The organism is Paenibacillus sp. J5C2022 (assembly GCF_025567625.1).
Lineage (GTDB): Bacteria > Bacillota > Bacilli > Paenibacillales > Paenibacillaceae > Pristimantibacillus.
Genome location: NZ_JAOQJC010000064.1, coordinates 1 through 15,329, shown reverse-complemented (window position 1 = coordinate 15,329; position 15,329 = coordinate 1). Strand labels below are relative to the sequence as shown.

Below are 15,329 nucleotides of genomic sequence, written 5' to 3'. Positions count from 1 at the left end.
GGTGAACGACATGGACAAAGAGATTTTGAAAGGCAGCGTCGACATCCTTCTGCTCTCAATAATAGCGCGCAAGGATACTTATGGGTACGAGATTGTCCAACAGTTGAAGGAGTTGAGTCATGATTCGTACCAAATGAGCCAAGGGACGCTCTATCCCGCGCTAAAACGGCTTGAAAACAAAGGGTTGCTTCGTTCCTATTGGATCGACAACGAAGCAAGCGGCCGGAGGAAATTCTACGCGCTCACGGAAACCGGACGTGCGGAGTTGACCGACAAGCTGGCCGCTTGGGATCAAGTACACGCACTGATTCAATTGTGTAGAAAGGCGGGTTTCGCATGAATGCCTTTGATGAGTATTTAAACAAAATCCTGCAAAACATCGACGCCTCGGCTGAAACCAAGAGGGAGTTGTACGAAGAGTTTCTCGATCATCTGGAGCAATTGCGGACGAGCTATGTCACCGATGGTGTGCGAGATGTGCATGCGATTAAGCTGGCTATCGCCGATTTCGGCGAATTGGAACTTGTGGGAGGCTCCATTAACAAGGCGGTATCACCGAATCGAAAATGGATGAAAGCTTTGGTGTGGTTTGTCTCCGCGACTTATGCGCTGGTCGTTGTTTATCTACTATTATTGAGCCCAATGCGACTTATAGAACGCAGCTGGGTATGGGAGAGGCCTCGTCCCAACTTGACTCCGTTCCAAACCATTCTACAGTATGCCAACGGTTATCATCATTACACTTTCGATACCTGGTTCTTTAATCTCTTCGGCAACATGCTGCTCTTCGTTCCACTTGGGTTCCTGCTGCCGATCCTGTTCGCTAAGGCGCGGCGTTTCTCGACAACCATCGTCTGGACGATGCTGGCCAGCCTCACCATCGAACTGACCCAGCTAGGTATGCGGCTCGGCTTCTTTGACGTAGATGATCTCATCTTGAACGTCTTCGGTGGAGCAATCGGATATGCGGTATGGACAATGGCAGCGGCAGGTTGGCGACTTACTTTGCAAAGGCTTCGCCCAACTCTAAAGTAAATGTGCAGGACGATTCGAATTAAAAGCGTACAGGAATGTTACCATTTGTCGACAATAATTAGTAGACTAGTCCATGTTATCCTGTCCGTTATTCTGCCGCCTCCTCGCCAAGCTACCTTATCCCGTCCTCGTCTAACACAAGTCAAATGCGCCTTCAGCAGCCAGCCGGCTACTAAAGGCGCATTCTCTCTATCGCTATATTCCTTTAAATGAGAATTGATGCGTATACACCCGCGTCGCATGAAGCAAATACGGTGCTTCCGTGCGCGCACCCCAGCTGTCGTTGCCGCCGACCCCCATCTGCAAGCCGTTCACACGGACGACCGTCTTCTCCGCAGGCGGCAGCAGATGGGGATGATCATGCGCCTCCAGCTCGCTCGGTGTGTAAGGCAAGGCGTTCAGCTCGAAGCTCGGATTCCCCTTGAATGCGAGGCCTTCACCGGCAGCATTCGTCACCGATGCGAATCGCACACCGACCTTGTTGCCCGTCTCCTGCGGCCTGATGTAAGGGGCCAGCTGATCCTTCACTTTGCCAGCATACAGCCCAAGCTTGCCGCCGGTCTGGCGATCCCAATACGTCTCTTCCGGACCTTTCCCGTACCAGCTTACCGTATCGAACTCTACAGGCATCTGCAGCACGACGCCCACTTCTGGAATCTCCGGCAAGGATTCACTACCCGGATGCAGCTCTTCCCTGACGTCTACCGTACCGTCCCATTGCACTCTGTAGAACATGTTCACATAGGAGACCACAGTGGTGGGCAACACATAGCGAACTTCCACATCGATCGCTCTCGCCCCTCTATGCCAAGTCATGCCCAGCAGCTCGCGTTCCGCCCCGGCCAGCTTCCAGGTTGCGCACCGCTCATGCCCTTTGTTGCCGCGGTCGTTATCTGTATAAGCTCTCCAGAAGTTAGGTGCTGGCGCCGAGAGCAGAAGCTCCTTGCCGTTCCACGCATAGGAGACCATATTGCCCGTACGCTGATCGAACTTGACCGTGAACGGGGTATTCCCTTCTCCGCTTCCGCCGCTCACCGCAAGGATATGATCGTGCTGCTGCACGACAATTACGCTATTGGCTTCCGACTGCTGCCGCAGCGCATGGCTGCTTGCTTCGGCAGTCAGCTTCGCCGGCAGAATAAATTGCTCGAACGCAAGCTCATGACCCGCTTCCGCCCACAGAGCCGCTTCCTTCAAATGAGCGCTAACGGTCAACACGGCTTCCTGGGACATATCCTGCAATTCCGGCAGCGCATACGGCACTTCCACCTCCACATCCGTTAACGGTGCGGCGCTGACGGACAGCTTGCCCTCCTGCACCTTCTGCCCGTTCACAGCAACGGACCACTTGAAGTCGTATTCATCCAGAGATAAGAACAGCGCTTTGTTGGAGACGGCTATCCTTCCTTGCTTCAGATCGGCTTCTCTGAATTTCACATACTGGTATACCTTCTTCACTTCCTGCAGCTTCGGCGAGACGGCGCCGTCTGCGAATATAAGCCCGTTCCCGCAAAAGTTCCCGTCATGCGGCGACTCTCCGAAATCTCCGCCGTACAGCATGCGGGCATTGCCAGCCTCATCCGTCACTCTGATCGCCTGATCAATCCAATCCCAGATGAATCCGCCTTGAATGACGGGATACTTGTCGAACAGCTCGCCATACAGATGCAAGCCGCCGCAGGAGTTGCCCATGGCATGGCTGTACTCGCATATGATATACGGCTTCTTCGGCGAGTTCAGCGCATACTGCTCTACCAGTCTCGGATTCGTATACATGGTGCTCTCGATATCGGAGGCCGCATCGGACGGACGATAGTGGAATACGCCTTCATAGTGAATGAGGCGCGTCGGGTCCCGCTCCACGAGGAAATCGTACATGCGATGGAAGTTGTCTCCGCCGAACGACTCGTTGCCCAGCGACCAGATGACGATACTGGGGTGATTCTTGTCGCGCTGCAGCATGGAATTGCAACGGTCGATGCATGCGGCAGTCCACTCCGGCCTGCTGCCCGGTATCGTCTCCTCCAGCTCCTGCTGTCCGTACCTCCATGAGCCATGCGTCTCCAGATTGGCTTCATCAATTACGTACAAGCCATACTCGTCGCAAAGCCGATACCACAGCGACTGGTTCGGATAATGGGATGTCCTTACCGCATTGATATTGTGCTGCTTCATCAGCGTGATATCCCGCCGCATATCCGATTCGCCGATCGCACGGCCGGTATCGCAGGAGAACTCATGGCGGTTCACGCCTCGGAACAGAATCCGCTTGCCGTTAATGAGCATAAGGCCATCCTTGATCTCGAAGCGGCGGAAGCCCACTCGGCTGCTTACCGTCTCCAATATCGAGCCGTCTCCCGACTTCAGAGCCAGCACGAGCGTGTACAGATTGGGCTGCTCCGCACTCCACAACAGGGGCCGCTCCACCAGCGCGGACAACGCGACGTCCGTATAACCCTCGCCTTCGACCGATACCGCAGCTGTGAGCTGTTCCCCCCATATTGGCTGCTGCTCCCCGTCATAGAGCTGCGCTTCCAGCTTCAGTCCGCCCAGTTCCCCGCCGAAGTAGTTGATGAGCTTGGTGCTTACCTTCATCTCGGCATCGCAGTAACGCTCATCCGGCTCGGTTATGACTCCGAAGTCGTAAATGTGCGCTTCCGGCGTCGTATACAGATACACATCGCGGAAGATGCCGCTCATCCGCCAGAAATCCTGATCCTCCAGCCAGCTCGCATCGCACCAGCGATACACCTCTACGGCCAGCTTATTGTCCCCTTCCTGCAGATAAGGCGTAAGATCGAACTCCGCCGGGGTGAACGTATCTTCACTGTAACCGACCAGTTCGCCGTTCAGCCAGACGTAGAATGCGGATTCGACCCCCTGGAAGCTGATGAATACCGGCTGTCCCTTCCAATTATCGGGGATCGAGAAGTTGCGAATATAGGAACCGACAGGATTGTATTGTACAGGCGCATACGGCGGCTTAATATCCTCGTTGCCCACCCACGGATAGACCACATTCGTATATTGTGGATAATCGTACCCTTGCAGCTGCCAATGGGCGGGAACGTTAATCTCGTTCCAGGAGCTGCTGTCATAATCCGTTTTATAGAAGGATTCTTCCCGCTTCTCCGGACACGTTGCGAAGGCGAACTGCCACTTGCCATTCAGCAGCATGCGATTGCGGGACTTGGCATGGTCGCCGACCAGCGCTTCTTCCATCGTATGGAACGGCATCAGATGCGCATGGGCGTCCATCCGGTTCAACTGATAGATTTCGGGATTATTGTTCCATTCCGGGTAACCGTTGGCAGGCGGTGAATAGATTAATTTTTTTCTCATAATCGTGAAGCGCTCCTTCCACAGCATGAAGTATATTATGATTATAAATGACTAGCTCTCCTATATTAATCACAATATATGATAAACTACTATTAAAATATGAAACTATCCTTAAAGTTCTTCCCTTTCCCCCGTCCTCAATCCTTCCATTATTTACAGCTAAATCTATCCCCCCATCCTCATTAAAATGGAAGTGAACACCCATTCCATACATAGAGAGGAAGACCTCGCATGAAACACAAGATGAAGAAGCTCATATGTATGTCCGCTATGCTATCTGTGCTTGCGGCTTCGCCGGGCATAGCAGCAGCTGCGACTTACACCGTACAGCCGGGAGACAGTCTATGGAAAATTAGTGTCAAGCACGGCACGACGGTGGAACAACTGATGCAGCGCAACGGGCTGAAAACATACGATCTGCTAGTCGGACAGACGCTGCAGGTGCCCGACCCGCAACAATACGTTACGGTTCCCGTTGAGAGCAACGATACGATGTGGAAAATCGCCTTGCGATACGCTGTCCCACTGGACAAGCTGATTGCAGCCAATCCTCAAATTCCGAATCCCGATATTATCTGGAAAGGCTTGGAGATTCGCATACCAAAAAAACCTGCCGCTTACGCAAATGGCGTATTTCCGCTAAAAGCAGGCACATATTCGGAATATGCGAACAGCTATGCCGAAGCCCGCAGCTGGTCGCCTAGCGGCGAAGAGATCCGCAAGCATGAGGGCGTCGATATTATGGCGAATGAAGGCGCACCCGTATACAGCGCAACGAGCGGCACGATCGTCAAGGCGGGCTGGAACGAATACGGCGGCTGGCGCGTGACGATTCGGGTCGACGACAACACGGAGATGTACTACGCGCACTTGTCCGGATACGCTTCCGGCATCAAGGAAGGAGCCAAAGTCAGCGCCGGACAACCGATCGGGTATGTTGGAAGCACGGGATACGGCCCGGAAGGGACGAGCGGCAAGTTCCTGCCTCATCTTCACTTCGGCATGTACAAGCGCACTCCTTCCTACCATTCCGTCGATCCCTACCTCTGCTTGAAGTGGTGGGAATTATAGGTCGGGAGGAAGAAGGATAATCCGGCCATCCTCCAATTCCACCCGTACCTTGTTGGAATTGCGGACGCCGATAGACTCCAGATAGCCGGGCGGCACTTGAAGCCGGCCGGCCTTGTCTACAATTGCGTACTCCACATGCGCTTCTCCCGCCTCAGACTGCTCCAGCTCGGCGAGCTCCTCCGCGTAGGATCGCCTTCGCAGCAGCTCCGAAGAGATCTTGCCGTCGCGAATGGCGGCGACACGCTCCACCTTCTTCGCCAGCTCAGGATCGTGCGTCACTATGACGATCGTAAGGCCAATCGTACGATTCAGCTCCCGGAACAGATCCAGTATGCCGCCAGCCATTCTGGAATCCACCGAGCCTGTCGGCTCATCGGCCAGCAGCAGCTTCGGCTCGTTCGCCAGAGCGATGGCAATCGCCACCCGCTGCTGCTCCCCGCCCGACAGCTGATACAGCTTATTGCCCGCCCGGTGCTTCAATCCGACGGCGTCAAGCAATTCCTTGGCGCGCTCCCTTCTGCGTCTCCCCGTCAACAGGATCGGCAGCTCCACATTTTCCTGCGCCGTCAAGTACGGAACCAGATTGCGGGCATTGTTCTGCCAGACGAATCCGACAGTGTTCCGCTTGTAGCGTACAAGATCGCGTTCCTTGAAGTTCAGCATGTCCTGACCGACGACGAACAGCTTGCCCGCAGTAGGCCGGTCCAGACCGCCCAGCATATTGAGCAGTGTCGATTTGCCGCTGCCGCTGTTGCCGATAATCGCCATCAGTTCGCCGTTCTCCACGTGCAGATCCAGCCCTTGCAGGGCGAATACTTCCAGATCGGCGGTTTTATATATTTTCACCAGTCCCTCGCAAGTGATCATCCTTCATCCTCCCCCAGCTTAAGCGCTTGGTGTATGCGCAGTCGCGACAGCATGCAAGCCAATAAGCCGAGACCGATCAGCAGCATGCAGCCCACAATGACGGTGATGCGCAGCAGATCCGCTCCTTCGATTCTCACCATGAACGGCGGCACGAGACTGGCGGGATGGAAGGCGATCTGGAAGCTCTGTACATAGAGGAGACTTGCCGCATTGCCTACAACGATACCCAGCAGCACCGCTACGCCCGATGTAAGAATCTGTTCCGCCGCCAGCATGGCAATCAGATTGCGAAGAGACAGGCCGATCGCCCGCAATATACCGTTCTGCAACGTCCTGCCGCGCAGCGACAGCACCCAATAGAGCAGGAATCCGGCGAAGCTGACCAGCACAGACAACATGAATCCGAGCGTCAGCACCCCGTTCAGCGCAAGCAGGAACGGATCGTTGCGCGCTGCAGTCAATTGCTCCCGTGTATTGGCAAGGTTGGATATCGCCATCTTCTTCTCCGCCAGCACATCGTACAGCTCCTTCGTTGATGCGTCCGGCGCCAGCTTCAGCCAGATGTCATACGGCTCCAGCGCCAGCCTGACCTGTACATCCGGCAGATGGGCGACGATCAACATCGGAGCCTTGTCCTTCGCATTGCCCTCTTCTCCTTCTTCGCCTGACGCTGTGGCGGGGAGCGGATTAAAGGTCGGGAAGTAATCGATGATGCCATACACTTGATAAGGCTGCTGCGTCACTTCTTGCCAGCCGATCCATATCGTATCTCCCACGCCAACGCCCTTCTGTTCCGCGAGCGTGCCGGAGATAAGCACTGCGGAGCTGTCTGCAGCCAGCAAGTTCAAATATTCGTTCAAATGATAGTCCATTAATGAATGCCTGAACCAGGCCGTTCTGCCGAATTCGTCGGTATCGATCGCCATCAGCGTCGCCTCCGCGAACTCCTCATTCGCGAAGAAACCGGCGTTCGGCTTAACGAATACGCGTGCCGCCTGCTCAACGCCGGGAAGCTCCCGGAACGGTTCGAACGGCGGCTCGGCATAATGAATCGTCTCCGAAGACGCAGCTCCGGCTGACTCCTCCCCAGGCGCAGCGGGAGGCGGAGCATCGTTCACCCAATTGACGGACAGCGTCACATCGGCGCCGCCCGCATAGCGAATGCGATCCTCCGTATTGCCGTTAATGGTGCGAGCCGCCGAAGCACTGAATACGCCGGTCGCGATTGTCATAATAAGGAACACCATCAGGAACTGGTATTGGCTGCCGGAGCGTCCTACATTGATCAGCATGGCGTACATGGAAGGCGGCCACCATCGCTTGCCGAGCCAGAATACAAGGCGCAGAGCGAAGGGATACAGTCTGAGCAGCAGCAAGCCGGCCCCGATAATGAATAAGGCAGGCACCACGAACTGCAAGGGATCTAGTGCAAGATCGTCCGCACGCAAGCCCAACTCCTGCATATCGTCCATTCTTCCCCTGAACGTATACAGGCCGTACAGCGCAAGTCCGAGTGCGATGATGTCGAGGAACAGCTTGTGCCAGAGCGGACTTCCCGTCAGTCTTGCCGCCTGCCGCTTGTGGCTGACGATTGTGGCGCGGGTGGCGATAATAACCGGAACAATTGTCACAGCGATGCAAGCTCCTGCCGCCATAGCCCCGTATAAGTAAGCCTCTCCCGTTAACCGTACAGGCAGACGAACTCGCTGCACGAATTCCAGGAAGCCGCTTGAAGCGCCCAGCAGTTCGGTAAGCGCGACGCCAAGCCAGGGCCCTGCCGCCAGTGCAGCTCCGCCCAGCAGCATGCCTTCCAGCAAGCTTGCCGCAATAATCTGCCATCTTGCCGCCCCTCTGCTGCGAATGACCGCAATCTCATTCTTCTGCCTGCCGGCAATCAGATTGGCAATCATGAGCATATAGAAGCCCAGCATGATCAGCATCGGTACGTTAAGCGCCCACATGAATGTACGCAGCCGCTTCGCACGTTCATCATAACTGGCGATCGTCTCCAGCGCCTTGGCATCCGTAGTCATATGATACATCGAGACATGCCGAAGCAGCTTGCTTCGAATCGCTTCATCCATAGCGGTATAGCTGCCGGCATGGCGCAGCTCCATCTTGCTGTAATCCATTATGAAGTACCAGCCGGCTGATAAGAGCGGAATGACGCGATAGCGCAGCAGATGCTCCTCCGCCAGTCCGAACGGCATAATGAAGCTATTGTTCATGTCGCTCAGATTGCCATAGCGGAAGTAGGGATCGTCATCCCGCTTCTTCTCAATCAGCCCGACCGGTCTCAGCTTAATATCAGCTGCCACCTTGCTGTCGGCCACTGTGAACACATCGCCCAGCACGGCACCGTAACGGTTAAGCGCCCGTTCCGTCGCCAGCACCTCGTAGACGCCGTCCACCATGCCCTCCGCCGGCATTCGGCCATCCTTCAGCCGGATGTGCTCCTGGAATCCGGAGTACGCTTTAAGGACGACGGCCTTCAAGTTTTTGCTCGTTGGGGGTGAAGGATCGTCCGCCCGCTTCATATTCAGCGACACGGACACCAGATCCGTGACCAGCTCCTGCAGGGGCAGTCGGAAGCCGGGAGCGGCGGTGCCGCGCATATAGCCGTCTATCTCATCGAACTTGGCATTGATCTCGTCGGATGTCTCGTTGGAGAAGGAGATGCCCCCGTAATAAGCGCCCGGGTACGCTCCGCTCCTTAACTGCAGCTGCTCCAGATCCTTCTTCAGCATGCGCGACAGAATCGCTTCCGAATAGATCGGCATGCTGCTCACGAGCGCCACAGTGATCAGAATGCCGAGGAATAAGCTCAGCACAAGCCATTTGTTCTGCATCATCTTGCGTATAAGGATAACCGTTAACGCCATGAGAATCCCTCCCGGGCGAACAGGGATTTATTGAAGCACAACAAGCTCGCCCTCCTCAAGCCCCTTCACGATCTCCACTTCCGTGGAGCCGATAATCCCCTTCTCCACATCCATCTCTCGAATCTTGTTGTCCTCATCCAGAATTCGCACGAAGGTACGTCCAAGATAGCTGCGCAGCCCGCTGCGGGGAATGAGCAGCACATCCTTCCGTTCCTGCAGCACCACATGGATGTTGGCCCTCATTCCGATTGCCGCTCCTTCCGGCAGCTTGTCCACCTCAACGTAAATATGCGAGGCGTAACGGCTTCGCAGCATCTCATCATCCGTTGCAGGAGCCGAAGACGGCGTCTGGGTGATCTTCCCCTCCACCACGCTATCGGTCGAGAAGCTCACTTGCGCAGGTTGTCCAACGCTAATGTTGTGCGCCTCGGGTGTGTCCTCGGCTGGAAAGGCCACTCTAAGCTTGAGCGGGTCGGATACCATGACCAGCGTCTCATACACATTCACCTTATCCCCTTCCGCCACATCGGCGACGAAAGTGACTTGTCCGTCCATGCCGGCCGACAGCAGCCGATTCTCATAAGCCTCCCGCAGCCGATCATACTTCATCCAATCCAGCTCGTACTGCAGCTTCGCCAGCCTCAATACTTCGTCGTCATCCGACAGCTTGGCCGTCCGCAGCGCCGCTCTCGACCGCTCCATATTCAGCTCCAGCTGCTTCAGCTCGATATCCATATTCTCCACATCCAGCACGATCAGCGGATCGCCCTTCTTCACCATGTCGCCCGCCTTGACGAACACCTTGTCCACCCTGCCACCGGCTGCCCGGAATTGCGCAGCGTCGGAAGCATAGGATTCCAGGACCCCGTTACCTCTGATCTCCTGGGTAATCGTTCCCCGCTCGACCGCCACCGTACGGTAGTTCTCTTGAGGCGGCTTCACCAGCGGCGGGGCCAACGCTTCTTCCTCGGCGGGGAGGAGCGTGCACCCCGCCAGCATAACAGCTAGAAGCAGCATAACTGCACTTAATCCCGCCACTGACCATTCCGAATTACCGCGCATCCACAATTTCCCCATCCTCCAATTCATACACATCGTCGACGATATCCATAATGGCTGGGTCATGCGTGCTCATGACGATTGTCATGCCGGTCGACTGAATCAGCTGGCGGAACAATCGCAGCATCTGCAAGCCTGTGCGGCTGTCCAGTTCGGCCGTCGGCTCGTCGGCAAGCAGAAGCTTCGGCTTGTGGGCGATCGCTCTGGCGATTGCCGTCCGCTGCTGCTCGCCGCCGGACAACTCGTAAGGGCGGTGATGGATACGGTTGGACAGCCCTACCTGCTCCAGGGCGTCAAGCGCCGCAGTTGCTCGTGCCTCCGCCGGGACGCCGGCCACCCTCAGCACGAAGTCTACATTCTCGTACGCAGACATGAGCGGAAGCAAGGCGAACGACTGGAACACCAGGCCCATCTTTCTTCGCCGCACCTTGTCGCGCTGCTTGCCTGTCATGGACGTCAAGAGCTCTCCGTCGAACCAGACTTCCCCTGCGTCGGGCTGATCCAATCCGCTCAGCAGATTGATTAACGTTGTCTTGCCGGAGCCCGAACGCCCCTTCAGCGCCACGAGCCGCCCCGGCGCAATGGAGAGGGATAGATGACGAAGGACGGTGACTGTTCTTGCTCCGCTGCCGAACGTTCGTTTTAAAGCGCTTGCAGAAATGATCGCATTTGCCGATTGATCCATTCTACTGCACCTCCGTATACCGATGGCGATTCGTTGTTTTCCAATAATAGTATATTAATCATAGCACGCCTTCATGATCGCATACAATCCATGTATGATGAGAAAAACGCCTAGCGAAGTCCATTACTTCTCATCTATTACGAATTTATGCCAGGGTAACACCGCTTAGCCCCACTTCCGCCTACTGCCCGCTCTGCAACCAAGGTCACATCGCTTACCGCTTCCATTCGCCCACTTCCATATTTCCAACCGAGGTTACATGCCCTACACCTTCTAAACTAGCTGCTTTCAGCAATCCAATCGATGCTGCATCTCTTGCTACTCCTGAACTAGCTTCTTCCCACTCTGCAACCAAGGTCACATCACTTACCGCTCTCCATTCGCCCACTTCCATATTTCCAACTGAGGTTACATGCCCTACAGCTTCTAAAACTAGCTTCTTCCCACTCTGTAACCAAGGTCACATCGCTTACAGCCCCACTGTCTATCTGCATAATTCCTATCCGAGTTTCATTTTGCCACTTAATTAAAACGCCTGACGGGGTTCTTTCGGTTACTACTCCCTCCCGACTCGCACACCCCTTTTCGGCGCTCCAGTGTAGGATTCATACACTATTCCGGCTCGCACGCCCCTTTTCGGCGCTCCAGTGTAGGATTCATACACTATTCCGGCTCGCTCGCCCTTTTCGGCGCTCCAGTGTAGGATTCATACACTATTTCGGCTCGCACACCCCTTTTCAGCGCTCCAGTGTAGGATTCATACACTATTCCGGCTCGCACGCCCCTTTTCGACGCTCCAGTGTAGGATTCATACACTATTCCGGCTCGCACACCCCTTTTCAGCGCTCCAGTGTAGGATTCATACACTATTTCGGCTCGCACACCCCTTTTCAGCGCTCCAGTGTAGGATTCATACACTATTTCGGCTCGCACACCCCTTTTCAGCGCTCCAGTGTAGGATTCATACACTATTTCGGCTCGCACACCCCTTTCAGCGCTCCAGTGTAGGATTCATACACTATTTCGGCTCGCACACCCCTTTTCAGCGCTCCAGTGTAGGATTCATACACTATTCCGGCTCGCACACCCCCTTTCGGCGCTCCAGTGTAGGATTCATACACTATTCTGGCCCGCACGCCCCTTTCAGCGCTCCAGTGTAGGATACTCCGGTACTTGCGAGGCCCCGGAACTTATTAAATTTGCACAAAAAAAGGAGGGGGCCCCTTCCTCTCGGGAATCCCCTCCTTACGTCGTCACCGGAAACTGCAGCTCATACAGCTCGCGGTATCTCCCTCTCCGTTCCAGCAGCGTCCAGTGTGTTCCCTGCTCCACGATACGTCCGTCCTCCAGCACATAGATTCGATCGGCCCGCTGAATCGTCGACAGACGATGGGCGATGACCAGACACGTTCTCCCTTGGAGAAGCGTCTGCAGCGCTTCTTGAATCAGTTGCTCCGACTCGGTATCCAGAGAAGCTGTCGCCTCATCCAAAATAATGATCCGCGGATCGCTGAGCAGCGCCCTGGCGATGGACAACCGCTGCTTCTGTCCGCCCGACAGCTTGATTCCCCGTTCGCCAATCTCTGTATCGTAGCCATTCGCGAATGCTTCGATGAACGAATCCGCATTGGCGGCTCTGGCAGCAGCTCGCACCTCCTCATCGCTCGCCTTCTGATTGCCGTAGCGGATATTCTCGGCGATCGTCCCGTTGAATAGGATGACATCCTGGGACACTATGCCGATGCTTGCCCGGAGCGACTGTTGCTTCACCTCCCGAATGTCGATGCCGTCAATCGTCACACTGCCGCTGTCCACATCATAGAATCGCATAATCAGATGAGCGATCGTCGTCTTGCCTGCTCCCGACGAACCGACCAGCGCCGTCACCTCCCCGGCCGCCAGCTCCAGATCGAAGCCGTCAAGCACAGTCCCGTCGGTTCCATAAGAGAAGCGGACATCCTGGAATCGTATATGTCCCTTCACGCAGGGAAGATCCACGGCATCCGGCGCATCCTCTATTCCAGGCGTCGTCTGCATAACCTCGACGATTCTCTCATAAGCGGCCGCGGCTTGCTGGACGGTATTCAATATGCGGCTGAATCGCCTGACGGGATTTTGCAGCAGACGCAAGTAAGCGGTAAAAGCGACCAGTGTGCCAACCGTCAGCGCTTCTCTCATCGTCAGCCATGCGCCGAAGACGACGACAATCGCGAGCCCTACATAAATGATGAAATCAATAACGGGCTCATAAGCTGCACGCAATCTGGCCGCGCGTACGTTCGCCTCCATGTTGCGCCTCGTCCGCTCCGTGAAGCGCTCCGATTCGTATTCCTCCGCCGTGAAGGACTTGATCATGCGCACGCCTGTCAACGTATTCTGCAGATGGTCGCTCACATCCGCCACCGATTGCTGCACCTTGCGGAACGCCGATCGAATGCTGTGCCCGAACAAGCGTGTGACGATGAACATGACGGGGAACGTAGCGAGCAGCAGCAACGTCAACCGCCAATCGACCCACAGCATATAGACGGCTATCGCGACAAAGGTGAAAGTGTCCGTAAACAGCTGCAGCATCCCGGAGGAAATCAGCTGCTGCAGCATGCTGACGTCATTGGTGACGCGCGACATTAAATCGCCCGTCCGGTTCCGGTCGTAATAAGCGACATCCAGCCGCTGCAGATGGCGGTACAAGTCGTTGCGCAGCTTGAACAGCACCTTCTGTCCGACAGCCGCCATGAAGGAGGCACTCATATAGCGCAGCACTCCGAGCAGAGCCGCTGCCGTCAATATGCCTGCGCCGATGAGCAGCAGTTCCCCATACAGTTTCTCTACGATAATATGGTCAATCGTGTATTTCGTCAGCTGGGGAATGAGAAATTCGAGCAAAGAGATGGCAATCATGCATATGAGAGCTACAAGCAGCCCCCTCCATTCCGAGCGGGCATTGGCCGCCATCTGGACGAGCATATGCCATACGCTGGCAGGCTTCACTCGAATGCCGCTGCCGAACTTGCGCATCCCCATTCCTTCCCCCAATCTTGTCTCCTGCATTGCAGGCTCCTCCCTTCTTGCCTTCGTCTCGCCAAGTGCATCGCCGCCGGGAACACTCTCATCAGTTGCATTCCATGCATTCCCTTCAGTCTCCAGCCCCTCTACAGCTCAAGCTTCAGGAAGAAGATCACGGCCGTCACAGTCAATATGCTGAACAGCGTGGATACGAACACCGACTGGGAAGCGAATTCCTTCTCATTGTCGAACTCTACGGCGAGCAATACGCTGCTGAGCGACGTCGGTACCGCAGACGATACGATGAGCGCAGCCGCTACGAACCGCTCCAGGCCAAGCAGCCACACGATCAGCCATGCAAGCAGCGGGCCAGCCACCAATCGGAGCACGCCGGACAGACTGACGTCAATGACAAGCGAACGGCTCACCTTCCAGCTCATGCTGCCCAGCTGTACCCCAAGCGTAATGAGAGCTGTGCCGATGAACGCATCGGACAAATAAGTAATCGGCGTCTCGATCGATTGCGGAATGGGCACATGCAAGTATCGGAGCAGGAAGGCAAGCGGGATGACATAGATGACCGGCATGGACATAATCGTCCGCCATATCGCCGCCCGATTGGCTTTATGCGCATTCACATTATATACGCCATAGGTATTGGGAATGAGCGATTGCATCATCATGATCAGCACCTGAATGGCCAACGTCTCCTTATTGCCGGAGAAAGCCAGTTGATTGAGCGGAATGCCGTAATTGGCGCTGTTGTAGAACAAAACGCTGTTGCGCATCGCACTTTTCATGCCGGGGCTGTAGCCCCTGATCCGAATGACGGTCTCCACCAGCACATATTGTCCTGCCATAAAAAGAACGAAGAAAAACATGACCTTGCCGATCGACTGTGCCGAGATCTCCGTATTGTATATCAGATTGAACATAATGGCCGGAGAGAAAAGATAGAAGTTTAACTTGGACAACGTTTTGATATCCAGAGTGAAGGCTCGCTGAAGAATAACTCCGAGACCGATAAGAAGCCCCATCGGCAGTACATTCGTAACCAAAATATGAAAAAATATATCCATCGCCTAATCGTCTTCTTTCATCTAGTATTTCGCTCGGGACGCTATGTTTCATTTTAATCATTTACTAGAGTGAACCTCCCCCACTTACTTGCAATCACAATCACATGTAGAAGTGGGGGCTCCTTACCATCAACATCTTGCAAACACCTGATATGAAGCGGGTTGACCGCATTCAAGCCTTAGGTTAGGGGTGTCCTTCACGATGTCTAAGTAAGCAACATGTGTCTAACAGACACATGGGGCGGAACAGCCCATCTACTACTTCCTGCTTTACGCAATCCGTAGATACGTTACTCGCGTTCG

10 protein-coding genes are annotated in these 15,329 nt (G+C 55.0%); 3 read left to right on the top strand and 7 right to left on the bottom strand.

The genetic code is table 11. The annotated features are described in order from the left end of the window. The first annotated feature begins 10 nt into the window (after positions 1-10). Both M6D81_RS29790 and M6D81_RS29785 read left to right on the top strand, forming a co-directional pair. Entirely contained in the window at positions 11-340 is a 330-nt protein-coding gene (locus M6D81_RS29790; protein ID WP_262681101.1) for a PadR family transcriptional regulator, read from the top strand. Further along, positions 337-1,035, top strand: coding sequence for a VanZ family protein (locus M6D81_RS29785; RefSeq protein ID WP_262681099.1), 699 nt, complete (start codon positions 337-339; stop codon positions 1,033-1,035). The genes M6D81_RS29790 and M6D81_RS29785 overlap by 4 nt, the downstream gene beginning before the upstream one ends. A 195-nt stretch (positions 1,036-1,230) precedes the next feature. On the opposite strand, the gene lacZ is transcribed toward M6D81_RS29785, so the two are convergent. After that, entirely contained in the window at positions 1,231-4,377 is a 3,147-nt protein-coding gene (gene lacZ / locus M6D81_RS29780; RefSeq protein WP_262681097.1) for a beta-galactosidase, LacZ type, read from the bottom strand. A 231-nt stretch (positions 4,378-4,608) separates the two neighbouring features. Between lacZ and M6D81_RS29775 the strand changes: the two genes are divergently transcribed. Further along, entirely contained in the window at positions 4,609-5,448 is an 840-nt protein-coding gene (locus M6D81_RS29775) for a M23 family metallopeptidase (protein ID WP_262681095.1), read from the top strand. On the opposite strand, the gene M6D81_RS29770 is transcribed toward M6D81_RS29775, so the two are convergent. From M6D81_RS29770 to M6D81_RS29745, 6 genes are all read right to left on the bottom strand, one after another. Beyond that, positions 5,443-6,315: an ABC transporter ATP-binding protein gene (locus M6D81_RS29770; protein WP_262681093.1), complete on the bottom strand. Its 873-nt coding sequence runs from the start codon at positions 6,313-6,315 to the stop codon at positions 5,443-5,445. The genes M6D81_RS29775 and M6D81_RS29770 overlap by 6 nt on opposite strands. Next, on the bottom strand, positions 6,312-9,197 hold the full coding sequence (locus M6D81_RS29765; RefSeq protein ID WP_262681091.1) for an ABC transporter permease: 2,886 nt from the start codon (positions 9,195-9,197) through the stop codon (positions 6,312-6,314). Before M6D81_RS29765 ends, M6D81_RS29770 begins: the two co-directional genes overlap by 4 nt. 27 nt (positions 9,198-9,224) lie before the next feature. Beyond that, the gene (locus tag M6D81_RS29760) at positions 9,225-10,259 is read right to left on the bottom strand and encodes an efflux RND transporter periplasmic adaptor subunit (protein ID WP_262681089.1); all 1,035 of its coding nucleotides are present in this window, start codon (positions 10,257-10,259) and stop codon (positions 9,225-9,227) included. Next, positions 10,249-10,941, bottom strand: coding sequence for an ABC transporter ATP-binding protein (locus M6D81_RS29755; protein WP_262681088.1), 693 nt, complete (start codon positions 10,939-10,941; stop codon positions 10,249-10,251). Before M6D81_RS29755 ends, M6D81_RS29760 begins: the two co-directional genes overlap by 11 nt. 1,245 nt (positions 10,942-12,186) lie before the next feature. Then, positions 12,187-13,992, bottom strand: coding sequence for an ABC transporter ATP-binding protein (locus tag M6D81_RS29750; RefSeq protein WP_262681086.1), 1,806 nt, complete (start codon positions 13,990-13,992; stop codon positions 12,187-12,189). A gap of 101 nt (positions 13,993-14,093) precedes the next feature. Then, a complete protein-coding gene (locus M6D81_RS29745; RefSeq protein ID WP_262681085.1) occupies positions 14,094-15,026 on the bottom strand; it encodes an AEC family transporter in 933 nt (310 codons plus the stop codon). Between the last annotated feature and the right edge of the window lie 303 nt (positions 15,027-15,329).